The organism is Roseofilum capinflatum BLCC-M114, from assembly GCF_030068505.1.
GTDB classification, from domain to species: domain Bacteria; phylum Cyanobacteriota; class Cyanobacteriia; order Cyanobacteriales; family Desertifilaceae; genus Roseofilum; species Roseofilum capinflatum.
The window spans coordinates 100,907-125,279 of record NZ_JAQOSO010000079.1 but is presented as its reverse complement, the minus strand read 5'-3'; the positions used below and the strand labels follow the sequence as shown (position 1 = coordinate 125,279).

Here is a 24,373-nt window from a genome sequence, read left to right as displayed (position 1 = left end):
ATTTTAGCAGTAGTGGCTTGGCAAGCTTAAAACTGTAGGTTGGGTTGAACGAAGTGAAACCCAACTTTCGTCAGACGGGTGTTGGGTTTCGTTCCTCAACCCAACCTACACTCTTACTACGCTAATGCACTATTTTAGCTGTGTCACGGCAGTAGGGTGGGCAGGAGGAGGGAGCGACAATCATTCAAATTCGACCAACAGATCCTGCCCACCTTGCCCGTACATTGAGTAATGAGTAATGAGTAATCAGGTATGGGTTAAGAGTCGGATTCTAACAATTCGGCGATCGCCTGTTGCTCCTCTGGAGGGAAGGGAACAGGCACGGCGCGGGTATCGGTAATCAACCAATCCAATGCAGCCGATCGCACGTCAATGGATGCGCCCGTTTTATCCACACAATAGCGTCCAAAGACCAGTTTATCCACCAAACGCACATCGGGGCCGAGGCGCGAATACTCGAAAATCACACTATTTTTCACCGTTGCCCCGCTACAAATATGACAACTAGGGCCAATCATGGCCGGGCCGACAATTTTCGCCCCATCTTCGATTTTGGTCATACCGCCAATATAAACGGGGCCAGTAATATCAACTTTATCCCAATCAATCGCTACATTCAATCCCGTATAAATGCCAGGAGCTACTTCCTGTCCGGGAATAGACACATTCTTAATCTCTCCGAGCAGCACTCCGCGCACAGCTCGCCAATAGTCCGGCACTTTACCAATATCTACCCATTGGAAATCCATGGAAATGCCATAAAAAGGCGCTCCCATTTCCACTAATTTGGGAAACAGATCGCCCCCAATATCATATTCTTGGCCAGAGGGAATATACTTCAGCACCTCTGGCTCAAAGATATAAATCCCGGTATTAATATCGGTACTAATGGCTTCTTCAACGGAGGGCTTTTCTTGGAAGGACTTCACCCGTCCGTCCTCATCAGTAACGATCACCCCATAACTCGACACTTCTTCTTTGGGGACAGATTTCATAATTACTGTGGCGATCGCCCCTTTTTCCTTATGCCACTTAATCGCCTGGGTTAAATCCAAATCAATCAGGGCATCCCCACACAAGACCACAAAGGTATCATCAAAAAACGGATTATAATCTTGAATGCGGCGCATTCCCCCCGCCGATCCTAATGCATCTCCCACTAGGGTTCCATCCGGTTCAATTCTTCCTTCAAAAGAATAACCAATTTGTACCCCAAACCGTTGTCCGTCCCGAAAATAGCTTTCGATTTCATTGGCCAGGTGGCTCACATTGACCATCACCTGGTCAAACCCATGCTGGCGCAACAGTTCTAGGAGAAACTCCATTACCGGTTTTTGTAGGATGGGAATCATCGGTTTGGGAATGGTGTAGGTGATGGGCCGGACACGAGTTCCCTTACCAGCCGCCAGAATCATGGCTTTCATAATTATCTATTCCTCAACCACAGGTTTTTGATTACTACGGGTGTTCTAATGGCCGAATCAGACTGAACTAATTAGGTCTTAGAACGCTATAACAACCTGATCCATATATCTATAGGTTATCAGTGATTTTACTCCTTAACCTTTCTTTCTGTCGATTTTTGGGCAAAAAATCCTTAAGCCGGACTCAGTTCGCCCAGGACGCGGATTTTTAGGTCTTGATAGAATTCTTCTTGTTTGAGTTCGACTTTCGATTGGGCTGAGAGCAAGAGCAGGCCCCAGAATGTGCCCACGCGATCGCATTGGGGATGGGAAACCAACAGTTGTTCGAGTTCGAGCCATTCCGGTTGCTCCTCCTCAGTGGCCCCATATTGACCGAGAAACTTCTCTAATTTTTCTGCCACTTCCGATAAATTTTCTTCATGGGCCAATTGGCGGATGGCTTTGGCCGTTTGGGCCCGGGACAGGGGGCGACGACGAGGCGACTTCCCGGAGCGGTCTGCCAGGGTTTGGCTCATGGTTTGCAGTTGATCGATCAGCTCTTGCAGCGTGACTCGTCGCTGTTTGACCGGTCGCGCAATGGCCCGGCGACGCAGTTGGTTTTCTAAGCGAAAAGGGATGCGAGGACGAGATCCATCGGGCTGGTCTTCATAATCGTCCAATTCGTCTGCGAACTCTTCCGGGGAAAGCTCATTGCTATCTTCTTCTAGACTTTCAGCTTTTAAGAGGACGAGCATGGAGGCGTAGAGAAAGACTTGACCCGATTCCGATAAGTCCGCCCGATTAACACTCTGATCTTGAGGATCGGTTGCAGCACGGGAGTTGAGTTGTTCTAAGACGCGATCGATCACATCAATCACTTGCACATCCCACGGATCGATTTCTCCCCGTTGGGCCATTTCGATTAATAAGGAGATCCCTAGATCTTGGGGAGAAGGAGAGGATTGCCACGGTTGGGATTGACTCAATTCTAGGGGAGGTAAGGACGCAGAAGACGAATCCATCAAGCATTAACTCCAGATCGCGCGAGACTTCTGTTCTACTATATCCAAGAGGCCAGCTTACTTCAGGGGTAAGGCGATCGTAAAGATAGAAAAGTTTCAATTCTTACTCATCACTCATTACCAGGGCGAAGTGCTATAATTCTAACCTTTCAAACCACTGCCTGCATCCGTAGACATAATATAGCGTTGCACAAACATAAACAGCACTAAAATGGGCAAAATTGAAATCATCGATCCTGCCGCAATTAAACGCCAATCTAAAGAAAATGTCCCTGCCAACCGTTGCACCCCTAAAGGAAGCGTAAACATTTCCGGTTGGTCTAAAATAATCAACGGCCATAAAAAGTCGCTCCACGATCCAATAAACACAAAAATCGCCAGAGTCACCAAAGCCGGACGGACAGATGGCAACATCACACACCACCAAATTTCCCATTCTGAACAGCCATCCATACGCGCTGCTTCTTCCAATTCTTTCGGCACACCTTGAAAGGCTTGCCGTAACAGGAAAATCCCAAAAGCAGAAGCCAGGGAGGGCAACATTACCCCTAAATAAGTATTTCTAAGTCCCAATTGCACCATTAAAATATAGAGGGGAATCATCACAATTTGAAACGGGATCAAAATGGTGGCTACAATTAGGTTGAAAATAATCTGTCGTCCCTGAAAATCAAGCCGCGCCAACGGATAAGCCGCCAGGGAACAAAAGAGTAAATTGAGTCCGACAGTGAGGGCAGAAATCCAGAAGCTATTGAATAAGTAGCGGTCAAAGGGGTTGGTTTGCCAAACCTCAATAAAGTTACTCAGGGTTGGCTGTTCTGGAATTAATTGCGGCGGAAATTGAAAGATATTTTCACCGGGTGATTTTAGGGAAGTGCTGGCCAACCAGAGTAGCGGTAAGAGCATCATAAATGCTATGATGATTAATAAGCTATAGGTTCCTAAAGTGGGCCAAAATCGGGTCTTATGCATAGGAGTTAGGAAAGAAAAAAGGGGGTTATCCTTTGGGACGAGTGCGTGTGCGTCAGCATGTTAATCCATTAAGCCGGAAATTTCAAGGGGCGGTCACTCTCCCCAATTGGTCAGACATTTATCCCCAGTTACAGCAGCCTCTTCATTTAGATATTGGTTGTGGACGGGGTAGGTTTTTATGGACAATTGCTCAACAGCAACTAGACTGGAATTTCCTAGGGTTGGAAATTCGGGAGCCTCTGGTAATAGAGGCAAATGAATGGCGCGATCGCCAGAATTTAACGAATCTCCATTATCTCTTTTGTAATGTGAATATTTCCCTGAAAAATATCCTCGGTTCTCTACCGGAAAATATTCTACACTACGTTAGTATCCAGTTCCCCGATCCTTGGTTCAAAAACAGACATCAAAAACGGCGAGTGGTTCAGGATGAGTTGGTGGATATTTTAGCTCAGTTTATTATATCTGGGGGGCAAATTTTTCTGCAATCGGATGTGGAAGAGGTGGCGCTACAGATGCGAGAGTTATTCGATCAGCACCCTGGTTTTACCCGTTCCCATGATTGGTTAGAAGAGAATCCTTTACCGGTGCAAACGGAGCGAGAAATTGCGACTTATGCCAAAGGTGAACCAGTTTATCGGGTTCTGTTTGAGCGGTTGTGAGGGATAAGAAACCCGGTTTCTTCAAGAAACCGGGTTTCTGGATCGCAGTTTTTTCTAAGTTTATTATGACCAACAAGAACAACTCAGAATTTCTCTGTGAAAATCCAGAGCGCCTACAGCAGTATCTCCAAGAAATTCCCAAATCACCGGGGGTTTACTTGATGAAAGATCGGGGTAACTCTATTTTATATATTGGTAAATCCAAACAACTCAGAACTCGTGTGCGCTCCTATTTTCGGGATTTCACCAGCCATAATGCGCGTATTGCCTTGATGGTGCGAAAGGTGAACGATATTGAATGGATTATTACGGATACTGAGGCGGAAGCGCTGGCTTTAGAATCTACTCTAATTAAACGCCATCAACCCCGGTTTAATGTGCTGCTTAAGGATGATAAGAAGTATCCTTATATTTGTATTACTTGGTCAGATGACTATCCTCATATTTTTATTACCCGAAAGCGGCAACGGAGAAACCGGAAAGATAAATATTATGGCCCCTATGTGGATGGGGGCCAATTGCGGCAAACTTTGGATTTAATTAAGCGAATTTTTCCTCAACGTCAACGACCGAAACCTCTCTATAAAGACCGAACTTGTCTCAATTATGATATTGGGCGCTGTCCGGGAGTTTGTCAACAGTTGGTGGAGGTGGATGAGTATCGGCAAATGATGCAGAAAATTGCCATGATTTTTCAAGGGAGAACGGCGGAGTTGGTGGAGGAATTGAGGGAGAAAATGCAGGAAGCGTCGGCAGCTCTGAATTTTGAATTAGCGGCTCAATTTCGGGATCAAATTCAAGGGTTGCAAGCGCTGAATGCGAGTCAGAAGGTGGATTTGTCTGACGATCGCATCTCACGGGATGCGATCGCCCTTGCAGAAGACGCAGAACGCTGCTGTATTCAGTTGTTCCAGATTCGTAGCGGTAAATTGGTGGGTCGTTTGGGGTTCTTTGCCGAAGTGGGGGAACCAGGGGCGATTTTGCAACGGGTTTTAGAGGAACATTACCAAAGCGCCGATCCTCTAGAAATTCCGGCGGAAATTTTGGTGCAATATCCTTTACAAGATGGGGAATTTCTGCTAGAATATATCAGGAATTCTAAGCAGAAAAAAGTATCGCTTCAGGTTCCGCAACGGCAAAGTAAGGCAGAACTAATTGATTTAGTTTATCGCAATGCCCAAGCGGAGCTGAATCGGATGCAGAAATTGGGCGATCGCACCCAACAAAGCCTCAAGGATTTAGCCCAGATTCTCAGCTTACCCGAAATTCCCCGACGGATCGAGGGTTACGACATCTCCCATCTGCAAGGATCGAACGCGGTGGGGTCTCAGGTGGTGTTTATAAATGGGATGCCCGCAAAGCAATATTATCGCCATTATAAAATCAAAAATCCCACCGTCCAACCCGGTCATTCCGACGATTTTGCCTCCCTTGCAGAAGTGATCGGCCGTCGATTTCGCCGTTTTCTGGAAAATCCCCAACTCCCCCGTCGAGGAAACCCAGATTTTCCTGATTTACTACTGATTGATGGGGGAAAAGGTCAGTTATCGGCGGTGGTTGCAGTTCTCTCGGAGTTAGAACTGTTACCAGACTTGCGGGTGATTAGTTTAGCCAAACAGGAGGAAGAAATCTTTCAACCGGGCGATTCTGAACCCCTTTCCACCGATCCCGATCAACCGGGAGTGCAGTTACTGCGCCGGGTTCGGGATGAGTCCCACCGGTTTGCCGTCAGCTTCCATCGTCAGCAACGGGGCGATCGCCTCCTCACCTCCCGTCTCGATGGAATTCCGGGATTAGGCTATGAGCGACAAAAGCAATTATACAAGCATTTTCCGTCTTTAGATGCGATCGCCCAAGCCACCCCCAAACAACTGCAACAAGTCCCCGGAATCGGCCCCCATCTCGCCCAAAACATTTATGATTATTTTCATTGATGAATTCTTTTCAAAGCCTCGATCGCCTCAACAGCAGAGGGATAGCGATCGCGGAAATGATAGGCCACCATCTTATCTAAAATATCCATCAGCTCCACACTCACCGTATCCTCAACCAAATGATGCCAAACAGCGCTCCCACTGCTCCAATCTTGGCGCAACTTCTGGGGGGTAATCCCCGTTAAAGCATGGATCGCAATCATGCCCACAGAGTAAATATCACTACAGAGTCTTGGTTGCCCCATCAATTGTTCTGGAGCAGCATAACCTTTCGTCCCGATCGCCACCGTAAACCGTTCCGTCTCTTCATCTAACTGGGGAGAAAACTGCTTCACTGCGCCAAAATCAATCAAGCAAAGGCGGCGATCGCTCTGACGACGAATAATATTACTAGGTTTAATATCTCGATGAATCACCTGATATTGATGAACAAAGGTCAACACCTGCAAAATATCCAACATTAACTCAAGCACTCGATCCACTTCTAAGCGCCGATCCTCTCCAACTTCTTCACTTAAAGAACTGCCCTCAATGTACTCTTCCACTAAATAAAACTCTTGATACTCTTCAAAATAGGCAAACAATTGGGGAATTCGATCGTGTTCTCCTAAAATCTCTAAAATTTCCGCCTCCGTCTTAAACAACCGTTGAGCAACCTGAAAAAAATTCCCATCCGTCTGAATCGGTCGTAAATGCTTAATGACACAAATCGGATGTCGGGGGCGCTGAATATCTTGGGCTAAATAGGTTTGGCCAAATCCTCCCGCACCTAATACCTTGGTAATATGATAACGCCCTCCTAAAAGACTCATGGGCTGAGTCCATTCTTCTGGATCTTCAGGAGCTATTTGGGTACACTCTTCCTCATCGATCTCCGTCTCTGTCCAGGTCTGAGTATTTTCTGAAGCTTCCAATTGAGTCGCATCTTGTGCTTGAGTCTGTTCCTCTAAAAACGTTTGTAAAAGCTTCAAATCTTGCTCTTGTTGTTTCACCCGTTCAGCCATTTCTTGTTGAACTTTTTCAGTTTGATAAGACCGATAAGCCAACACCCCACTACTACTGATGAACAATCCCAACACAGGAGAAAATAGGGGAACCCAAACGGCAGCTTGAAAGAACCCCCAGCTACTTCCGGCTAAACCCAAAACCGCGATCGCCAAAGTTCCCGATAAACCCAAAGGATGAGCAACTTTCCAACTTAACACTGCCCCCACTGCGGCCCACCCTAGAATCCAGAGGATTTCCCCCCGATCTGACCAGGTACTCATCAGGGGTTGGCCCTCTAAAGCAGCACTCAGGAGTTGGCTAATCATTTGAGCATGAATTTCTACCCCTGCCATTTGATGATTGCTTTCTTGTCCTCGACTATAGGGAGTATAAAAAAAATCATTCAAACTGGGAGCTGTCACCCCAATCAGAATCATGCGATCGCGTATCCAACTGGGATCGACCCGATCTTGCAAAACATCCGTCAGCGTCACTTTACGAGCCACGCGATCGGGAGAATGGTATTTCAATAAAATTTGATAACCTTCAGCATCAACCCCCTGATAGCCTCCCGTATTCGGTTCCAGGCGTTCTAAAGGCACTGACCCTAACATCAAAGTCCCTTGAGAGGGTTTCGCTTCAATATTTTCATACTTGAGATAATGGCGTGTCAGTTGCAGGGAAAAGGCTTGTGTCACCTGACATTTAGAAGACGGGAACGGTCTACCCCATAACAAACTGCGCCGAATTACCCCATCCTCATCAATCACCACATCCGCAAACCCCAGATACGCATTGGGAACTCCAGGAGGAGGAGGAACCCCAATATCATCCTCTCCTTTACTGAGTTGACAGACCGTTACGGTACGATTATCTTCCCCTTGTAAATAGGCCATCAATTCCTCGCGGCCGGGATTTTGGGGAATATCTCGATAAATATCTAAACCAATGATTCTCGGCTCATGGGCCTCAAGTTTCTGCAAAAGCTGATAAATGGTTTCATCCGATAAGGGATACCTCTGCTGGGCCTGAATATCCTCTTCTGTAACCCCAACAATCAAAATTCGATCGTCCGTTTCGGCGATCGCCCTCCATTGAGTTAATTGATCATAGATTAACAATTCCAGTGATTCAGTCCAACCCAATTCCCTCAACGCCACCACTAACACTGTCGTCAACGTCACAATCACCACCAAATTTCCCACACTCACCCAATCCATCCATGAATCCTGGGGATTCTTCCACCATTGGCAGAGTTTGGGCCAAATCTGCTCGCACACCAGTGAACGGCATCTTTGCCACAAAGGGAGGCTAGTTTTCATTCCCGGTTCAATTTTTCCCATACTTGCCTATCGGATTACTGTAGCTGGCGTTGCCCCTTAAATTTTAACGTCAATTTTAGCACCCACTTATCCTGACACAGACCCTGGAATCCGATCGCAGTAGCCTGTCCTCAGTTCAACTCTTGTGACACTCCCCTGCCTAAAGGGGACGGGATTCTTCAATCACAGAAGATTGAATTACGCAACGCACTCGTCTCTTAGCGTGTTCTTCCCGTTCCCTATTGAGCTATATTTCCTTTGGCTTTAAACTCTAGTACAACCATTTGCGTGGGATAACCCGACGCAAAATAGGATAACATAAAAAGCCGTCCTTCTAAGACGGGGCTTTAGACCCAAGATTTTTGGAAAAGAGAACATCAAGCTAGATTCCGTTGTTTCCCTGACTAGCCAGGATCGTCACTGAATGTGACCTCGCTGATTAACCCGAACTTAATGAATCCAGAAGAGTTTGAACAAGTCTATAGTGAACTAACCGATCGCCGTCAACAAGTCCTGAACGGCATCCTCTCCGGTGAGCCAGACGCACAGATCGCCCAGGCCCTCGGCATTAGTGAAGCGGCTATCCGCAAGCATGTCGAGCGCATCGTCGATCATTTCGGTTTATCTAATTCTGAGTCACAGAACGGACAGCGCCGATCCAAGCGCTCCGATCTGGTTTCCCTGGTGGCTCGATTTAAGCCGGAATTGCTGAAAATGCCACTGCCGATCCAAAATAAGGAGGAAGAGAGCCTCCTAGACCTACTGCAAGAGATTCAGCCGATTGAATCCATTCACCAAGCTCTAGAACCTAAACTGCAACTCTTGCAAACTACCAGTGACAGCAGTCAAAAGAAACAAATCGGCGATCGCCTGAAAAAGACTGGATACGATACCTATATGCAAGGCGACTTTCGAGGAACCGTGTTTTATCTGCAATGGGCGCTCAAATTCGAGATCGACACCCCCGCAGTCCACTACAACCTCGCCTCAGCCTACGAAAAACTGAGTGACTTCCCCAATGCCTACCATCACTATGATCGAGCAGCTCAAGCTCAAGGTCAAGCTGCCCACGCTGCCATCAGTAACCTTTCCCGCCTAGACATTTTGATCCATAATCCGGATCGGGCGATTGAACGCATTACTCCCATTCTCAACCAAGTGAAGAATACAGCCGTTCTCTCCACCCTCTATAAAAACTTAGGATGGGCTTACTTCTTGCAAAAAGATCTTGACCAAGCCGAAACCTGGCTACGCAAAGCTATAGAATTAAATGGCGATCGCGCCGCACCCCATTGTCTCCTCGCTCAAGTCCTCCAAGCTCAAGGAAAACCTACAGAAGCCAGCCCCTACTGGGAAAAATGTTTAGACTGTGACACCCATCAAACGCGATCACTTAATGCTCCGTGGCGATCGCCAGAACTCGACCTCTGGCAGCTAGAAGCTCGGCAACATCTAGGTACTAATCTCGATAGTCAGACCTTAACCCAAGGATTACACGCTGACTCTGAATCCATCTCTTTACCCCACTAGGGCAATGAATAATGAACAATAAATAATGAACCATTAAAATCAGGGAGATTGTGGCACAGATGAACATTCAGACACCAGAGTGGGTAAAACACGCCGTTTTCTATCAAATATTTCCCGATCGCCTGGCCAAAGGCAACCCACCCCCAGGCACAACTCGCCCCCATCTCCCCCTCGAACCCTGGGATAGTCCCCCAACCGTACAAGGCTACAAGGGGGGAAACCTCTGGGGGACGATCGAAACCCTAGATTACTTACAAAATTTAGGCATTACCGCCATTTACTTTACCCCCATCTTTCAATCAGCTTGCAATCATCGCTACCATACCCATGACTACACCCAAGTCGATCCCATGTTGGGGGGCAATGAAGCCTTTTTTGCCCTTCTCGAAGCTGCCCATAAACGCAATATCAAAATTGTCTTAGATGGAGTCTTTAACCATGCCAGTCGCGGCTTTTTCTACTTCCATGACATCCTGGAAAATGGCCCCCATTCCCCTTGGGTAGATTGGTTCAAAATCGAGGATTGGCCCCTATCGGCCTATGATGGCAGTAAACCCGCTAACTATGTGGGTTGGGCTAATAATCGCGCCTTACCGGAATTCAATCATCAGAATCCCGATGTGCGAGAATATATCATGCAGATTGCCGAATATTGGATTCGCTTAGGAGTCGATGGTTGGCGATTAGATGTGCCCTTTTGTATTAACGTAGAAGGCTTTTGGCAAGAATTTAGGCAACGAGTCAAAGCCATTAACCCAGAAGCCTATATTGTCGGTGAAATTTGGACGGATGCCCTGCAATGGCTCGATGGAACCCAGTTTGATGGGGTGATGAACTATTTATTTACCGCGCCGACGATCGCCTTTACTGCCGGCGATCGCGTGGATCTCGATCAGGTTCGAGACTCAGCCTATGAACCCTATCCAGCCCTAGATGCAGCCGGTTACGCCAGTAAAATCCAATCCCTACTCCATCTCTATGACTGGGAAATTCAACAGACGCAACTCAATCTCCTTGATTCCCATGATACGGCTCGCTTAGTCACCATTGCCCAAGGCGATCGCCCCAGCGTCGAACTCGCCACCCTCCTACTCATGACCTTTCCAGGAGCGCCCAGCATCTATTATGGCGATGAAATTGGATTAGCTGGGGCACGAGATCCCGACTGTCGGCGCAGTTTTCCAGGTCTTGAAAACGGCGATCGCACCATTCTCGCCTACCATCGTCAACTCATCGCCCTCAGACACCAATATCGCGCCCTACGAGTCGGAACCTATAAAGTCATCTTTGCCGAAGGACTCGTTTATATCTTCACCCGTCAAGAACCCGATCAAACCCTCATTATCGCCCTTAACGTCGGAGAAGAAGCCATTACCGTGCGCTGTTTCCCCAGAGACTTACATCAGACTCCCAACACCTTGGTTTACGGACAAGCAGAAATCGAATGGTCAGACAATGGCGATCTGCGGCTGGAACTCCCTGCTCGCCAAGGCTGTATTCTGGCTCCCGGAGACAATGGGGGGATGGGGGAATAGGGAGATGAGGAGGATGGGGGAGATTGCCTATCGCCTATTGCCTATTGCCTATTGCCTATTGCCTATTGCCTATTCCCTATCGCCTATTGCCTATTGCCTATTGCCTCTTGCCTCTTGCCTCCTCTTAACCTTTCTTGAAGAGAGATTAATCTTAACCTGCTACTCTAGGCAAAGTTACCATGACCCATGACCCATTACCCATTACCTAATTCCCCTATGAACTCAAGTCTCTCTCGAACCAAAGTTGTGGCAACCATCGGCCCTGCCAGCAATAAACTAGACGTGCTGCGAGAATTAGTCCAAGCAGGGATGAGAGTCGCTCGTCTCAACTTCTCCCATGGCAGTTATGACGATCATGCCACAGTCGTCTCTCGCTTACGACAAGTTTCCGAAGAATTAGAAATTCCAGTCACCTTATTGCAAGATTTGCAGGGGCCCAAAATTCGGGTGGGACGATTCCCAGAAGGTGAACTAGAGCTGATTCCGGGAGCTTCTGTTACCTTAGTTCCTATGGCTGAATATAATGGCCAAGAGCAAACCATTCCCATTGATTATCCTTTTTTAGCAGAAGAAGCCGAACTTGGGGCACAAGTTTTACTCGATGATGGTTTATTGGAATTGAACATTATTGCCATCGAGGGAAAACAAGTCAAATGTCAGGTAATGGAAGGGGGAATTCTTAAAAATCGTAAAGGAGTGAATTTGCCATCTTTGACCCTGCGTTTGCCGTCAATGACAGAGAAAGATAAACAGGATTTAATTTTTGGGTTAGAGCAAGGTATTGACTGGGTTTCCCTGAGCTTTGTCCGCAGTGCGAATGATATTATCAGCCTCCGAGAGTTTCTCAAGGAACATCAAGCCGACCATCTTCAGGTGATGGCGAAAATTGAAAAACCCCAAGCTATTGAACATTTAGAAGACATTATTGAAGTCTGTGATGGTTTGATGGTGGCGCGGGGAGATTTAGGGGTGGAAATGAGTCCGGAGCGCGTGCCTAAGTTGCAAAAGCATATTATTCAGTTGTGCAATAAAAAGGGAATTCCCGTCATCACGGCGACCCAAATGTTAGATAGCATGATTCATAATCCCCGGCCGACTCGTGCGGAAGCTTCTGATGTGGCTAATGCGATTATGGATGGCACAGATGCGGTGATGTTATCTGGAGAATCGGCGGTAGGCGCATATCCGGTGAAGGCAGTGGAAATGTTGGTGAAAATTGCTTGTGATACGGAAGAAGATGCCCAATTTGTGAATTATCCTCCGGCAGAAGTTGATGAAACCCATGCCTTAAGTGAGGCTCTGAATACCATTGATAAGATTTTGAATTTGCGCTGTATTGCTTGTTTTACGACGACGGGTTATACGGCGACTTTGGCGGCTGCCGAGCGTCCTAAAGCGCCTGTGGTGGCGTTTACTCCCCGCGATCGCGTTTATCATCGCTTAAATTTAGTCTGGGGGGTTAAGCCGATGTTGTTGGAGACTCCTGAACCTTCTTTGGAGCAGTTGATTGTGCAGATTAACGATCAACTCTTGGCTAACGATTTGGCAACTCCAGGGGATAAAATTTTGATTTTGGGTGGCTCTCCAGTACAGAAAATTCGGGGGACTAATTTTATCAAGATTCATCGGATCGAGGGATAGGTCTACTCTTAATTCATGAGTTGGGTCTGAGAGTCTTGGCGGTGACTATATAGCGCTTTGCGCTAGGGAATAGGGAATAGGCTTTTGGTACATAGCTTTGAGGATTCAACACTGTCCCTCATAACAGCGCGAAGCGCTGTATTAAGCTCTGTATCGTTGGGCACGGTTTAGTTTGAGGATCACTTACAATATAGGGTAAAGGCGTTCGCCAAATCATAATTTTTGGGAGATTGAGTCATGTTAGTTATTATGATGGACGATCAGATTATTTCACCAAAAACGGTTTGTCAAAGCTGTTGCTGGGCCGATCGCAGTGGTCAACCCCGTTGGAGACAGGGCAATTTGACCTGTGGTCATCCTTTGGCAAAAGGCGATCGCCATCTGCCGAATCAGTATGAATGTCAAATGGGATTCCACATCGCCCAAATTAGTTAGTCTTTTACCGGCTTGATTCTGAACTCTCACGTTGAGGCTGAACTTGCGCTATGGTGGATTGAACGATATTGCCTCATGCACAAGGAGAACTCAACCATGACCTGGCGTGGAACCACCACTGTACCCGATCGCATTTTTGCCTGTTTGCCCTATTTACTGCCTATGTTTTATGGGCTAGAGTTCGGACTCTCTTTAATTGCACAGTTCCCCATTTTGGGGATACTGTTCATCCGCCTGACCCCCTTGATGCAAATTTATAGCAGCATACCCTTTGCTGGCCTAATTATCTTCTTTGTCTTGTTGCTGGCAGTGGTTCGTAATCCAAAAGTGAACCATTTTATTCGCTTCAATACCATGCAAGCGATCCTGATGAATATTGTCTTGTTTCTGTGTTCTTTGGTCATGAACTATATCCTTCAACCCGTGTTTCGGCAAGGATTAGTCATTGAGACCCTCAACAATACCATCTTTTTGGGGGTATTAGCCGCCGTCGGTTATGCGATCGCCCAATCTATTATGGGACGGTATGCCGAAATCCCTACGATTTCGGAAGCGGCCTATACTCAAGTCCGTTAGGACGTAGCTCCAAAGCGGGCGATCACTGGATTATCTAGGGAACCAATTCCCTCTAACTCAACACGAACGCGATCGCCCACTTGCATGGGGCCAATACCTTCTGGAGTCCCCGTTAAAATCAAATCTCCAGGCATTAAGGTCATAATCTGGGAAATATGAGAGACCAACACCTCTGGAGAAAAGACCATATCACTAATTAAAGCCGATTGGCGGGGCTGCTGATCGTCATTGAGAAACGTCTGTAATCTCGCCCCTGGATTAATTTCCCGCACAATCCAAGGCCCCAACGGGCAAAAGGTATCAAACCCTTTCGCTCTTGTCCATTGGCCATCCCGACGTTGTAGATCCCGTGCTGTGACATCATTGGCGATCGTATAGCCCCAAATTTTACTAGCCGCCTCTTCTGGGCTACAGTCCACACAGCGATTCCCGATCACCACCGCCAATTCTCCCTCATAATCGACCCGTTCCGATTGGGGAGGATACAAAATCGGAGTATCGATAGGAATAATCGCCGTTGAGGGCTTCATAAACAGCAGAGGTTCTTCCGGCACAGGCGTTCCCATTTCCGCCGCATGATTAGCATAATTTTTCCCCACTGCCAAAATTTTCGAGGGAGCGCAGGGGGCCAGCAAATGATAAGCATCGACCTCTAGGATTAACTCAGTGGGTTGTCCCTGTAACCAAGGCGGAGCATCAAGCACTTGCACCTCGCGGTTGAGCTTGAGTAATCCATAATAAATCTTGCCTTCAGTGGTTTGGACTCGGACATAGCGTTGGGCCATTACCTTACCTGCTACTTTTTGTGTATAATCAGAGATCGGTCTTAAATTTTGTCTTCAATTTTTAAGAACCCATCTATCTAAGCTGTTGTAGGCTTTGGTCGCTCGGCATAACCTCAGCGCCAAAGACTCAAATATTTTAACTTGACATCCTACAATAGTAAGTCCTTGCTGATTGAGCAAGTTGGCTAATCCCTCAAGGCCCAATCAGCCCTATTGTCCATAAGGAGATCTCGATGACCATCCGAAATTTTGTTTACGAAACCATGTATATCCTGCGTCCTGATTTAACGGACGAACAGGTAAGCCAGATCATTGAAAAGTATCAGAGCCTCATTCGAGATGAAGGGGGGACAATTGTGGAAACCCAACACCGAGGCAAACGCCGTTTAGCTTACGAGATTGCTAGACAACGGGAAGGAGTCTATATCCAGATGAACTATACTGTCGAGGGTCGGGTCATCGCCCAGCTAGAAAGAGCGATGCGCCTATCCGATGAAGTGATTCGCTATCTGACGATTAAACAAGAAGTACCCGAAGAATCTGAGTCAGAACCGGAACCGGTTGAAGTTTAAAGTCTAGGGAAGAGGGAATGAAGCAATCTCGCCTATACCGGTACTATTGGCGATTGCTTCCCTTGGGTATAGGTGCGTTTCCCGTTACCCATTACCCTAGGGATTAAAATCAATCGTTGGTGTGGAAGAGGGAAAATCAGCAGAGGGGAAATTAGGATTGACTTCAAAGAGGGGTTTAGACTCTATCTTAAAGTCAATTTTTATATTAGAATCCATATCCTGAGATACTCTCCAGTCGCTTAACTCAGGAGCCTCTACTCTCTCCAATGGGGGCAACTGTTCTAGACGCTCTGGTGATTCGATTTGGGTTTTGATCGGCTCTAAAACTTGGGCAATTTGGGCTTGTTCCTCTAGGCGTTCTGTAGAGGATACCAATTGACCTAGACCATTGACCAAATTCCGGATATTTTGACGAAATTGGGGATCGCCGATCAGATCGTCCATATCTGAGGTGAGTTTCTGGGCATTTTGAAACGTGGAGCGAGCCGAATCTAAGGTTTGTTGGAGCATTAATAAGGTGGTGGGATTATTAATTTCATCGGATAAATCTTTTAAGTTCGCTGAAGCTTGGGCCGCATTAGCCGATAGGTTTTCTAAGTTACTGATTAACTCTCCTTGCTCCACTTGGCTAATCATGGGGGTTAAGGTGGATACGGCGGTTTTCATCTCCTCAGAAGTCCGTTCTAAGTTCGCCAAGGTGCTGGTAATATTGGTACGATTTTGGGCAATTAAATCATTCATATTTTGTAGTGCGATTCTCAGTTCGGCGCTGGTATTTTCCACTTGTTGGGTGAGTTGGGCACTACTTTCGGTAAATTGGCTGGTGGCTTGCAGGGTAGATTGGCGGATTTGATCGGCGGCTGCACCTACAGATTGGGTAGCATTAGAAATATTACTGATTTCTCCCTTGGCTAGGGTTGTGAGTTCGGAGAGTTCGCTACTGAGAATGGTGAATTGTTCGGCAGCGCTGGTGGCTTCTTCTAGGGTGGAGATGAGATTGTTATAAAATTCTTCAGAACCAAAGAGTTCTGCCATTTCTAAACTCTTGCGTAGGAGTTCAAGATAGCTAACGCCAATTTGGCCGGGTAGTCGGTTTCCGTCACAGATAGCGACAGTGCGATCGCAGGATGGACTGATCGCTGAGGTGGTATCGGCAGGTACGGGCGATAAGGGGATAATATCAATGGAGGTGGAACCGACTAAACCGGATTGATTGGCTTCGACGATCGCATTTTTGGGCATGACTAAATTGGGTTGATGAATGTTGAGAGTGACTTCAACCCCATTGGAGCTTGGGTTAATAGCGGCAACAGAACCGACTTCCACGCCTCGATATCGAACTTCAGCCCCAATTTGCATCCCTTCAATGGTTTCAAATTCAACAATTACGGAATAGGTTTGTTTTCCCAAGGTTGCTCCCCGCAACCAGAGGATCAAAGTGCCAAAGAGGCCGACCCCGACTAATATGAGTAAGCCGACTGTCCCTTCTCGAATTGTCCGTTGACGCATGATGATGTTTACTCCCCTACAGCACTGTATCAGCTTTATCTTAACTGATGACGGGTATGGGGCCCTCTAAGCTCCCGGCTGTAAATTGTCGCATGTAGGGATTATCTGTGCGATCGATTTCTGCAATTTTGCCATCCCATTGAACTTTGCCTTGGTGCATAAAGACGATGCGATCGGTGGTGCGGCGAATGGTGCTATCTTGGTGGGTGACCATCACGTAGGTACTACAGCCTCCTTGTTTGTCTTTGATAGAGCGAATCAGGTCTTCGACGACGGTGGAGGCGATGGGATCGAGTCCAGCAGTGGGTTCATCGTAGAGGAGAACTTCGGGATGGTCTTGGGGATCTTGGGGATTTTCCATAATTGCCCGCGCAAAACTGACTCGTTTTCGCATTCCTCCGGAAAGTTGGGCGGGGAAGCGATCGCTAATTCCTGATAATCCGACTAATTCCAGTTTTTTTTCTACCATTTCCCGAATTTGTGCCGGGGGAATTTTTCCTTCTTGATAGAGTCGAAAGCCAATATTTTCCGCGACAGTTAAGGAGTCAAATAAGGCGGCCTGCTGAAAGACCATACCAATGGCGATCGGGTCTTCGATGTCTCCGACTAACCCTTCCCGCTTTTGTCCGGCTACATAAATTTCGCCTTCATCGGGCTGATGTAAACCGGCAATAATTCTGAGGATGGTGGATTTTCCTGTACCGGAGGGCCCAATAATCCCTAATGCTTCTCCGGTATATATCGTCAGGTCAAGGTTATCTAAAATCTTGCTTTGACCAAAGGTTTGGCAAATGCCGCGCAGTTCAATTAAGGGTTCACCCATGGGATATCGAGTATCTAGCGAGAGAGGCTTGCGATCGATATTTTAAACCACACAGAAACTTGACCAACAGATTGCTGGCTTGAATTGAATAGATTAGGATGGTGTGATGAATGGGCGGTACCGGGCTCGAACCAGTGACATCCTGCTTGTAAGGCAGGCGCTCTACCAACTGAGCTAACCGCCCCCATTTGACTCACAAGATATTAGTGTAGCAAACTAGATTAGATAACGCAAGCTTTTTTTTGAACTCAATTTTATGCCTTCTGGCGCTACCCACGATCGCATTACGCTTTGGACGCTCCCCTTGGTGACTGGAGTGACGTTAGCGCTCACCCGCAGCAGTGAGTTAACTCTATGGATAGCTGGGGGGTTTCTGTTTGGTGGATTGATGCTCAGTCCAGATCTAGATTTGCGATCGCGTCCGTTTCAGCGTTGGGGATGGTTTCGTTGGCTGTGGATACCTTATCAAAAGAGCTTGCATCATCGCTCGTTTCTCTCCCATGGGTTGATTATTGGAACGGTGGTGCGGGTGATTTATTTGCTCCTTTGGATTGGGGCTTTAGGCTTTCTGTTGGCGGCGATCGCAGTTCAATTTTCGGCGGTGGCGTGGGGTTGGACGGATTTGGGACAATGGCTCTGGACGATCGTTAAAGAGCATCGCTGGTCTGGATTAGCCCTATTTGTGGGTTTAGAATTAGGATCGATCAGTCATATTTTAAGCGATCGCATTGGTTCGACTTACAAACGCTGTCGAAAATATGGATGGTCAGGGTTATGGCAAAAACGCCCCACCCGTAAACGTTCCCCCCGTCGTCGCTCTACTGCTCGCAAACCGACTAGGAGAAAGCGGAAATAGTTTATGGTAGTAGGGGTGGGTTCTCCTAGATTGAGGTAACCGATCCGTTCCTTTTGTCAACCTGCCCTCACCCTTCCCAATTACCGATTACCCATTCCCTAAACATGAGCTATTCTCAACAATCGATCGCCTCTAGCTTGGAAGCCATGCAACGGTTAATTGAAGTGATTGCCCAGTTGCGATCGCCCACGGGAGGTTGTCCTTGGGACTTGGCGCAAACGCCCCAATCCCTGATTCCCCATGTAATTGAAGAAGCCTATGAAACGGTGGATGCTATCCGGGGAGGGGATCAAACGGCGATCGCTGAAGAATTGGGTGATTTACTCATGCAAGTTGTTTTACAAGCCCAAATTGCTCAAGAAAATGGAGACTTTAGCCTCAAAGAAGTCGCCGATGGTATTAGTGACAAACTCATTCGTCGCCATCCCCATGTATTTGCTGATGTGAATGTGGAAAGTGTCGAGGACGTTAAACAAAACTGGGAAGAGATCAAAGCGGCTGAAAAAGGAGAAGCGCCCAACCTCTTGAGTCAACTCGAACGATATGCAGCTACCTTGCCCCCCCTCACAGGAGGGATGAAAATTTCTCAAAAAGCTGCCACGGCTGGCTTTGAATGGGATGATATTGAAGGCATCTGGGACAAATTTGAGGAAGAAGTCACTGAATTTAAACAGGCTGTCGAGCATGAAGATCGAGCGGCTCAACAAGGAGAACTGGGAGATGTCTTATTTACCCTGATTAATCTGGCTCGTTGGCTCGACTTAGACCCCTCGGAAGCCTTACACGATACCCATCGTAAGTTCCTCAAGCGCTTAAAATTGGTGGCTTCTATGAGCGATCGCCCCCTATCCGAATATACCCTCGAAGAACTGGAGCAACTTTGGCAACAAGCCAAAAAGCGCATCAAGGAAATCGGTTAATCCATTGTCCTATCCCCATCTGGGGAGGAGATCGAGCTTCTTTGGGCCAAGTAACGTTAACAAATATTGCGAACTTCAGTTTTTTGTGTTAACTTTAGTTACAGATACTTGAAATCTAACCGGAGTTCTGAAACATGGAAAATCAAAGCAATAAATTCGGTTTCACCGCCTTTGCCGAAACTTGGAACGGTCGCCTCGCGATGTTAGGGATTATTATCGGTTTAGCAACAGAATTCATGACTGGCCAAGGTATTCTCTCTCAACTTGGCTTAATGTAATCGCGCCTAATCCCTAATCTAAACAATATCTTGATAGAGGTCAGCCCTGGCTGACCTCTATCTTTATGCCGATCTTCCCCAAAAGACCCAAAAAAAAACGCCCCCCTTGCGGAGAGCGTTTTTTTAGATTAAATCAAGAGTTCAAGCCTTGAATTAACCGTTGATAGAAGGAGCAGTTAAAGCTACAGGAGCAGCTTCACCAGCAGCCAAATCTAAGGGGAAGTTGTGAGCGTTGCGCTCGTGCATTACTTCCATACCCAGGTTGGCGCGGTTGATTACATCTGCCCAGGTGTTGATTACGTGACCTTGAGAATCCATGATGGATTGGTTGAAGTTGAATCCATTTAGGTTAAACGCCATGGTGCTTACACCTAAAGCTGTAAACCAGATTCCAACTACCGGCCAAGCTCCTAAGAAGAAGTGAAGGCTACGGCTGTTGTTGAAGGATGCGTATTGGAAGATTAAACGTCCGAAGTATCCGTGAGCGGCTACGATGTTGTAGGTTTCTTCTTCTTGTCCGAATTTGTAACCGTAGTTTTGAGATTCAACTTCGGTGGTTTCACGAACTAAGGAAGAGGTTACCAAACTACCATGCATAGCGGAGAACAGTGAACCTCCGAATACACCGGCTACTCCCAGCATGTGGAAGGGGTGCATGAGGATGTTGTGTTCTGCTTGGAATACAATCATGAAGTTGAAGGTTCCGCTAATTCCTAAAGGCATTCCATCAGAGAAGCTTCCTTGTCCGATGGGGTAGATTAAGAATACAGCAGTTGCAGCAGCTACAGGGGCGCTGTAAGCTACGCAAATCCAAGGACGCATTCCTAAGCGGTAGCTCAATTCCCATTCACGACCCATGTAAGCGAATACACCGATCAGGAAGTGGAATACGACGAGCTGGTAGGGGCCTCCGTTGTACAACCACTCATCTAAGGAAGCTGCTTCCCAGATGGGGTAGAAGTGCAGACCGATCGCGTTGGAAGAAGGTACAACAGCACCAGAGATGATGTTGTTTCCATACAGCAAGGAACCAGCTACGGGTTCGCGGATGCCGTCGATGTCTACGGGAGGAGCTGCTACGAAAGCGATGATGTAGCAGATAGTAGCGGTTAAGAGGGTGGGGATCATCAGTACGCCGAACCAACCTACATAAAGGCGGTTTTCGGTTGAGGTAACCCACTGACAGAACCGCTCCCAAGCGCTCGCGTTGGAGCTTTGTTGAAGAGTTGTGGTCATGTTTATATGATGGCTATGTATTTTTCTAGGTTCTGTGGCGGTTTGTGCCGTCCACATTTCTAACTTAACCCATTCTTTGAGTTTTGTAAAGGGTTTTCAGAAAAAAATTTTTTCAGCGAGTCTCTGAAGCACTTCCCTAACTTGGACTCGCGTCCCCGATCTGCCTACACTGGGGGTATGCGTGGGAGTCAAAGAAATGTTAAGAACTGTAACTTATAGTCCGGCTTACACTCTGGTTCCGACCTATGAGTGCTTTAATGAGTGTACCTACTGCAACTTCCGAGTGGCTCCGGGTCAAGACTCAGGGTTAGACCGAGCAGAAGCTCAAGGTATTTTGGCCTCTTTATCTGGATGGGGGATTAGTGAGATTTTAATCCTTAGCGGGGAAGTCCATCCAGCTAGTCCTCGCCGTAGAAGTTGGTTTAAGCGGATTGCTGCATTAGGGGAGTTGGCGCTCTCCTATGGTTTTTTGCCCCATACTAATGTGGGGCCATTGAGCTTTGAGGAGATGGCAGGCTTAAAAGAAGTTAATGTTTCCATGGGCTTAATGGTGGAGCAGGTTTCTGGGAAACTGTTGGAAACCGTCCATGCTCACGCACCGAGTAAGGAACCGGGATTAAGATTAGAACAGTTAAGATGGGCTGGAGAGCTGAAAATTCCGTTTACGACGGGGATTTTAGTCGGAATTGGGGAAACGGAAGCTGACAGAATACAGAGTTTAGAGGCGATCGCCCAAATTCATCAGACCTACCATCATATACAAGAAGTCATTCTGCAACCCTACAGTCCGGGAAGCCAACAAACCAACAGCTTACCCAGATTTGACTTAACTCAACTGCCTCACCTAGTCACCCTTGCGCGTCGCACTCTTCCCCCAGACATCACCCTACAAATTCCTCCCAATCTCATCTGTTACCCAGAGATTCTCTTATCCTGTTTAGAAGCAGGAGCCAGCGATCTCGGCGGACTTGGCCCCAAAGATGAAGTGAATCCTGACTATCCCCATCCCTCTGCTGAACACCTGCAACAGTTTCTCAAACCTTACGGATGGTATCTGCGATCGCGCTTACCCCTCTATCCCCAATTTGATTCCTGGTTATCCCCAAGGTTGAGAACTATCCTTGAACCGTGGCGAGAAAAAAATGCCGTTAGGGTCTAGTCAAACTTTCTTCAATTGTGTTATCCTAGGAAGAGTGGTCAAACACGGCGACATAGCCAAGCGGTAAGGCCGAGGTCTGCAAAACCTCTATTCCCCGGTTCGAATCCGGGTGTCGCCTTTGCAATCAAAAATACTTGCATTTAGGTTGAACCCTAGAGAAAAGAAACCCGATTTTTTCAACAAACCGGGTTTCTATGCCAATGGGCGCTAACAATTAACCCACTAACGCCTTCACCTTATCCATAATGCCAACCGGGTCAATGCCTTGATAGGGGAACTGTTCCCACAGTCCACCGCATCCTTCCTTATGCACACCCAAATGAGCAAACTTCGGTGTTAACCCCCGCTCCAGTAACCAGGAACCGAAGCGACTACCTAAACCCGTTTTGCGGTTAAAGGATTCAACCACCAAGACAAAGGGAGAATTTCCTACTTTGGTCATCATCTCCTCATCAATCACATTGAGGGTCGATTTATTGATTAAACCCACATCAATCCCCTCTTGCTTCAACCGCTCAACTGCATCCAGAGCGCGATAGAGACCATCCCCAAAGCTGACAATATAACCGGCTGTGCCTTCGCGAACTACTTCATCTTTGCCAGGGGTAAAGGTATAGCCTTCGCCATAGAGTTCTTTACCGTCGCTGCCGAGTAAGAAGGGAACCTTAGAGCGAGTCGAGAAAATAAACCGCAGTCCCGGTTGAGGGAAAACGGTTTCCACGCAAGCCTTCATTTGATTGGCATCGGCGGGGAAATAAACCCTGGTTTCATAGCCATCATCTAAGCCATTATCAGCAAATAGATTATTGATGCCGAAGTGACAGGTATTGTCCGCCATGTCATCAATTCCCGCATGGGAGAAATGACAGAGCAAATTGGAATAGTTGAGGCGAGCCATGGTAATTTCTGAGATGCACATCTCCAGAAAAGCGCTGAAGGTGGCAAAAATTCCCTGTTTGCCTTTCTCCATGCCAAAGCCAGCCGCAGCCGAGAGGTTACCGCGCTCCATGATGCCGCCACTGACGAAGATTTCAGGGTGAGCGGCATGGATTTTGTTTAAGCCACAGGAGCCTTCTAAGTCATTATCCACGCAGAGAACGTTTTGTTTGCGCTCGTCTTCGCTCATGCGACCGAGAATGGAAACGACAGCTTCACCAAAGACATTACGGTTCGAGCCAAGTTTGTCGCTGGAGCCGAGGAAGGTATAGCTTTGTGAGGGTTTTTCAATGGATTTGAGATATTCTACCGCCGCAGTATGACCCCGTTTCTCTAAGTATTCGAGGGCCAATTTCAAGGAAATGACATCATGACCGTGATTTGAGCCTTCGAGTCCTTCAATACCGGGACACATGGGGCGCTTGTTAATTACTGCAACGGGGCCGGGGGTGTTAACCGCTTCGCAGAGACGACTATAGAGGTCATCAATGTCTTCTCCGTTGCCTTCGAGAATTTTCACGCCATGGCCGGCCAGGGTTTGGGCGACGCTAAAGCCGGGTAAATACTTGGAAGGATTTCCGGCAATGGTGACATCGTTATCATCGATGATCAGTTTGACGTTGATGTATTGGGCGACGGCTAACCGGGCGGCTTCTGCGTCGTTTCCTTCTTGCTGGGAACCGTCGGAACCGAGACAGAAGACAGTTTTGCCAGGGTTGGCGAGGGCAACGCCGTTGACGTAGGGCCACATATGACCTAAGCGCCCGGAACTGAATTTAACACCGGGGGTTAGGCCGAGTTCGGGGTGTCCGGGGAGATGATGATGGGCTTCGCGATAGTGGAGAAGCTTTTCGGCGGGCATGTCGCCGTTGAGGACGGACATGAGGTATTGAGTTCCGACCCGGTGTCCGGCTTCGTCGAAGAAGATGGGGACAAATTTATCGGGCGCTCCCCGGAAGAAGGCATCGAGGATCATGACTTCGGGTACGGTGTCGTAGGGGCCACCGGTGTGTCCGCCGACACCTTTGGCTGCACCGGTAGCGGTGAAGAAGATGAGGGTGTCGCGACAGAGTTGGATGTTGTATTTGAGGGCTTCCCGTTGTTCGTCGGTGAGGGTGGATTGGCTGGGGTCGAGGGCGAGGGGTTTGTAGCTATTGATATCAATAGCGAAGTTGTCGGCGATAATGGTCATAAGGATTTGTTTAGTTGAATTGATTAAAGGCCAGTCGGCCACTAGAGTAGCAGGAAAGGGGATGGGGTGATAGGGGGATGGGGCGATC

22 protein-coding genes and 2 tRNA genes are annotated in these 24,373 nt (G+C 47.5%); 14 read left to right on the top strand and 10 right to left on the bottom strand.

The genetic code is table 11. From position 1 onward, the window contains the following. Positions 1–257 precede the first annotated feature (257 nt). The 3 genes from PMG25_RS14115 to PMG25_RS14105 all read right to left on the bottom strand — a co-directional run bounded on the left by PMG25_RS14115 (position 258) and on the right by PMG25_RS14105 (position 3,397). Positions 258–1,424 carry a nucleotidyltransferase family protein gene (locus tag PMG25_RS14115; RefSeq protein ID WP_283767538.1) on the bottom strand — a complete coding sequence of 389 codons (1,167 nt, stop codon included), beginning with the start codon at positions 1,422–1,424 and terminating at the stop codon, positions 258–260. Between the two features lie 173 nt (positions 1,425–1,597). Further along, the gene (locus tag PMG25_RS14110) at positions 1,598–2,425 is read right to left on the bottom strand and encodes a segregation/condensation protein A (protein WP_283767537.1); all 828 of its coding nucleotides are present in this window, start codon (positions 2,423–2,425) and stop codon (positions 1,598–1,600) included. Between the two features lie 141 nt (positions 2,426–2,566). Beyond that, entirely contained in the window at positions 2,567–3,397 is an 831-nt protein-coding gene (locus PMG25_RS14105; RefSeq protein ID WP_283767536.1) for a carbohydrate ABC transporter permease, read from the bottom strand. Between the two features lie 32 nt (positions 3,398–3,429). Between PMG25_RS14105 and trmB the strand changes: the two genes are divergently transcribed. Both trmB and uvrC read left to right on the top strand, forming a co-directional pair. After that, positions 3,430–4,059 (top strand): tRNA (guanosine(46)-N7)-methyltransferase TrmB, encoded by a 630-nt coding sequence (gene trmB, locus PMG25_RS14100; protein ID WP_347178832.1) that lies wholly within the window; start codon positions 3,430–3,432, stop codon positions 4,057–4,059. A gap of 65 nt (positions 4,060–4,124) precedes the next feature. Beyond that, the gene (gene uvrC / locus PMG25_RS14095; RefSeq protein WP_283767535.1) at positions 4,125–5,993 is read left to right on the top strand and encodes an excinuclease ABC subunit UvrC; all 1,869 of its coding nucleotides are present in this window, start codon (positions 4,125–4,127) and stop codon (positions 5,991–5,993) included. Here the strand turns inward: uvrC and PMG25_RS14090 are convergent. Then, complete coding sequence (locus tag PMG25_RS14090; protein ID WP_283767534.1) at positions 5,987–8,302, bottom strand: CHASE2 domain-containing serine/threonine-protein kinase; 2,316 nt, start codon at positions 8,300–8,302, stop codon at positions 5,987–5,989. The two genes, uvrC and PMG25_RS14090, sit on opposite strands and share 7 nt — an antisense overlap. Before the next feature lie 426 nt (positions 8,303–8,728). On the opposite strand from PMG25_RS14090, the gene PMG25_RS14085 reads away from it, so the two are divergent. The 6 genes from PMG25_RS14085 (at position 8,729) to PMG25_RS14060 (ending at position 14,019) form a co-directional block, all read left to right on the top strand. Beyond that, positions 8,729–9,832 carry a tetratricopeptide repeat protein gene (locus tag PMG25_RS14085; protein WP_283767533.1) on the top strand — a complete coding sequence of 368 codons (1,104 nt, stop codon included), beginning with the start codon at positions 8,729–8,731 and terminating at the stop codon, positions 9,830–9,832. Positions 9,833–9,891: 59 nt separating this feature from the next. Next, a complete protein-coding gene (locus PMG25_RS14080; RefSeq protein WP_283767532.1) occupies positions 9,892–11,367 on the top strand; it encodes a glycoside hydrolase family 13 protein in 1,476 nt (491 codons plus the stop codon). Between the two features lie 13 nt (positions 11,368–11,380). Beyond that, on the top strand, positions 11,381–11,557 hold the full coding sequence (locus PMG25_RS14075; RefSeq protein WP_283767531.1) for a hypothetical protein: 177 nt from the start codon (positions 11,381–11,383) through the stop codon (positions 11,555–11,557). A gap of 26 nt (positions 11,558–11,583) precedes the next feature. Next, positions 11,584–13,008: a pyruvate kinase gene (gene pyk, locus PMG25_RS14070; protein ID WP_283767530.1), complete on the top strand. Its 1,425-nt coding sequence runs from the start codon at positions 11,584–11,586 to the stop codon at positions 13,006–13,008. A gap of 237 nt (positions 13,009–13,245) precedes the next feature. Next, a complete protein-coding gene (locus PMG25_RS14065; protein WP_283767529.1) occupies positions 13,246–13,443 on the top strand; it encodes a hypothetical protein in 198 nt (65 codons plus the stop codon). A 96-nt stretch (positions 13,444–13,539) separates the two neighbouring features. Beyond that, positions 13,540–14,019 carry a Tic20 family protein gene (locus PMG25_RS14060; RefSeq protein WP_283767528.1) on the top strand — a complete coding sequence of 160 codons (480 nt, stop codon included), beginning with the start codon at positions 13,540–13,542 and terminating at the stop codon, positions 14,017–14,019. On the opposite strand, the gene PMG25_RS14055 is transcribed toward PMG25_RS14060, so the two are convergent. Further along, positions 14,016–14,804, bottom strand: coding sequence for a fumarylacetoacetate hydrolase family protein (locus tag PMG25_RS14055; protein ID WP_283767527.1), 789 nt, complete (start codon positions 14,802–14,804; stop codon positions 14,016–14,018). The genes PMG25_RS14060 and PMG25_RS14055 overlap by 4 nt on opposite strands. A gap of 233 nt (positions 14,805–15,037) precedes the next feature. Between PMG25_RS14055 and rpsF the strand changes: the two genes are divergently transcribed. Then, a complete protein-coding gene (gene rpsF / locus PMG25_RS14050) occupies positions 15,038–15,376 on the top strand; it encodes a 30S ribosomal protein S6 (RefSeq protein ID WP_283767526.1) in 339 nt (112 codons plus the stop codon). Positions 15,377–15,472: 96 nt separating this feature from the next. On the opposite strand, the gene PMG25_RS14045 is transcribed toward rpsF, so the two are convergent. The 3 genes from PMG25_RS14045 to PMG25_RS14035 all read right to left on the bottom strand — a co-directional run bounded on the left by PMG25_RS14045 (position 15,473) and on the right by PMG25_RS14035 (position 17,892). Next, positions 15,473–16,885 (bottom strand): MlaD family protein, encoded by a 1,413-nt coding sequence (locus tag PMG25_RS14045; RefSeq protein WP_283767525.1) that lies wholly within the window; start codon positions 16,883–16,885, stop codon positions 15,473–15,475. Positions 16,886–16,925: 40 nt separating this feature from the next. Then, positions 16,926–17,708, bottom strand: a complete 783-nt coding sequence (locus PMG25_RS14040) for an ABC transporter ATP-binding protein (protein ID WP_283767524.1) — start codon at positions 17,706–17,708, stop codon at positions 16,926–16,928. A gap of 111 nt (positions 17,709–17,819) precedes the next feature. Continuing rightward, positions 17,820–17,892: transfer RNA gene (locus PMG25_RS14035), tRNA-Val, on the bottom strand. A 72-nt stretch (positions 17,893–17,964) separates the two neighbouring features. Between PMG25_RS14035 and PMG25_RS14030 the strand changes: the two genes are divergently transcribed. From PMG25_RS14030 to PMG25_RS14020, 3 genes are all read left to right on the top strand, one after another. After that, positions 17,965–18,564 carry a metal-binding protein gene (locus PMG25_RS14030; protein WP_283767523.1) on the top strand — a complete coding sequence of 200 codons (600 nt, stop codon included), beginning with the start codon at positions 17,965–17,967 and terminating at the stop codon, positions 18,562–18,564. Between the two features lie 104 nt (positions 18,565–18,668). Continuing rightward, positions 18,669–19,484 (top strand): nucleoside triphosphate pyrophosphohydrolase, encoded by an 816-nt coding sequence (mazG, locus tag PMG25_RS14025; protein WP_283767522.1) that lies wholly within the window; start codon positions 18,669–18,671, stop codon positions 19,482–19,484. Positions 19,485–19,618: 134 nt separating this feature from the next. Next, positions 19,619–19,762 (top strand): high light inducible protein, encoded by a 144-nt coding sequence (locus PMG25_RS14020; RefSeq protein WP_283767521.1) that lies wholly within the window; start codon positions 19,619–19,621, stop codon positions 19,760–19,762. A 153-nt stretch (positions 19,763–19,915) separates the two neighbouring features. Here the strand turns inward: PMG25_RS14020 and psbA are convergent, their stop codons facing one another. After that, positions 19,916–20,998 carry a photosystem II q(b) protein gene (gene psbA, locus PMG25_RS14015; RefSeq protein WP_283766348.1) on the bottom strand — a complete coding sequence of 361 codons (1,083 nt, stop codon included), beginning with the start codon at positions 20,996–20,998 and terminating at the stop codon, positions 19,916–19,918. Positions 20,999–21,194: 196 nt separating this feature from the next. Here psbA and cofG point away from each other — a divergent pair, with 196 nt between their 5' ends. Further along, positions 21,195–22,157: a 7,8-didemethyl-8-hydroxy-5-deazariboflavin synthase subunit CofG gene (cofG, locus tag PMG25_RS14010; protein WP_283767520.1), complete on the top strand. Its 963-nt coding sequence runs from the start codon at positions 21,195–21,197 to the stop codon at positions 22,155–22,157. 46 nt (positions 22,158–22,203) lie between these two features. Then, positions 22,204–22,275: transfer RNA gene (locus PMG25_RS14005), tRNA-Cys, on the top strand. A 96-nt stretch (positions 22,276–22,371) separates the two neighbouring features. Here the strand turns inward: PMG25_RS14005 and PMG25_RS14000 are convergent. Further along, complete coding sequence (locus PMG25_RS14000; protein ID WP_347178836.1) at positions 22,372–24,285, bottom strand: transketolase C-terminal domain-containing protein; 1,914 nt, start codon at positions 24,283–24,285, stop codon at positions 22,372–22,374. Positions 24,286–24,373: the final 88 nt, after the last annotated feature.

Coding starts and splice junctions, on each gene's coding strand:
- PMG25_RS14115 (WP_283767538.1), bottom strand. CDS start 1,424: ATGAAAGCCATGATTCTGGCGGCTGGTAAGGGAACTCGTGTCCGGCCC.
- PMG25_RS14110 (WP_283767537.1), bottom strand. CDS start 2,425: ATGGATTCGTCTTCTGCGTCCTTACCTCCCCTAGAATTGAGTCAATCC.
- PMG25_RS14105 (WP_283767536.1), bottom strand. CDS start 3,397: ATGCATAAGACCCGATTTTGGCCCACTTTAGGAACCTATAGCTTATTA.
- uvrC (WP_283767535.1), top strand. CDS start 4,125: ATGACCAACAAGAACAACTCAGAATTTCTCTGTGAAAATCCAGAGCGC.
- PMG25_RS14090 (WP_283767534.1), bottom strand. CDS start 8,302: ATGAAAACTAGCCTCCCTTTGTGGCAAAGATGCCGTTCACTGGTGTGC.
- PMG25_RS14080 (WP_283767532.1), top strand. CDS start 9,892: ATGAACATTCAGACACCAGAGTGGGTAAAACACGCCGTTTTCTATCAA.
- PMG25_RS14075 (WP_283767531.1), top strand. CDS start 11,381: ATGGGGGAGATTGCCTATCGCCTATTGCCTATTGCCTATTGCCTATTG.
- pyk (WP_283767530.1), top strand. CDS start 11,584: ATGAACTCAAGTCTCTCTCGAACCAAAGTTGTGGCAACCATCGGCCCT.
- PMG25_RS14065 (WP_283767529.1), top strand. CDS start 13,246: ATGTTAGTTATTATGATGGACGATCAGATTATTTCACCAAAAACGGTT.
- PMG25_RS14060 (WP_283767528.1), top strand. CDS start 13,540: ATGACCTGGCGTGGAACCACCACTGTACCCGATCGCATTTTTGCCTGT.
- PMG25_RS14055 (WP_283767527.1), bottom strand. CDS start 14,804: ATGGCCCAACGCTATGTCCGAGTCCAAACCACTGAAGGCAAGATTTAT.
- rpsF (WP_283767526.1), top strand. CDS start 15,038: ATGACCATCCGAAATTTTGTTTACGAAACCATGTATATCCTGCGTCCT.
- PMG25_RS14045 (WP_283767525.1), bottom strand. CDS start 16,885: ATGCGTCAACGGACAATTCGAGAAGGGACAGTCGGCTTACTCATATTA.
- PMG25_RS14040 (WP_283767524.1), bottom strand. CDS start 17,708: ATGGGTGAACCCTTAATTGAACTGCGCGGCATTTGCCAAACCTTTGGT.
- PMG25_RS14030 (WP_283767523.1), top strand. CDS start 17,965: ATGCCTTCTGGCGCTACCCACGATCGCATTACGCTTTGGACGCTCCCC.
- mazG (WP_283767522.1), top strand. CDS start 18,669: ATGAGCTATTCTCAACAATCGATCGCCTCTAGCTTGGAAGCCATGCAA.
- PMG25_RS14020 (WP_283767521.1), top strand. CDS start 19,619: ATGGAAAATCAAAGCAATAAATTCGGTTTCACCGCCTTTGCCGAAACT.
- psbA (WP_283766348.1), bottom strand. CDS start 20,998: ATGACCACAACTCTTCAACAAAGCTCCAACGCGAGCGCTTGGGAGCGG.
- cofG (WP_283767520.1), top strand. CDS start 21,195: ATGTTAAGAACTGTAACTTATAGTCCGGCTTACACTCTGGTTCCGACC.
- PMG25_RS14000 (WP_347178836.1), bottom strand. CDS start 24,285: ATGACCATTATCGCCGACAACTTCGCTATTGATATCAATAGCTACAAA.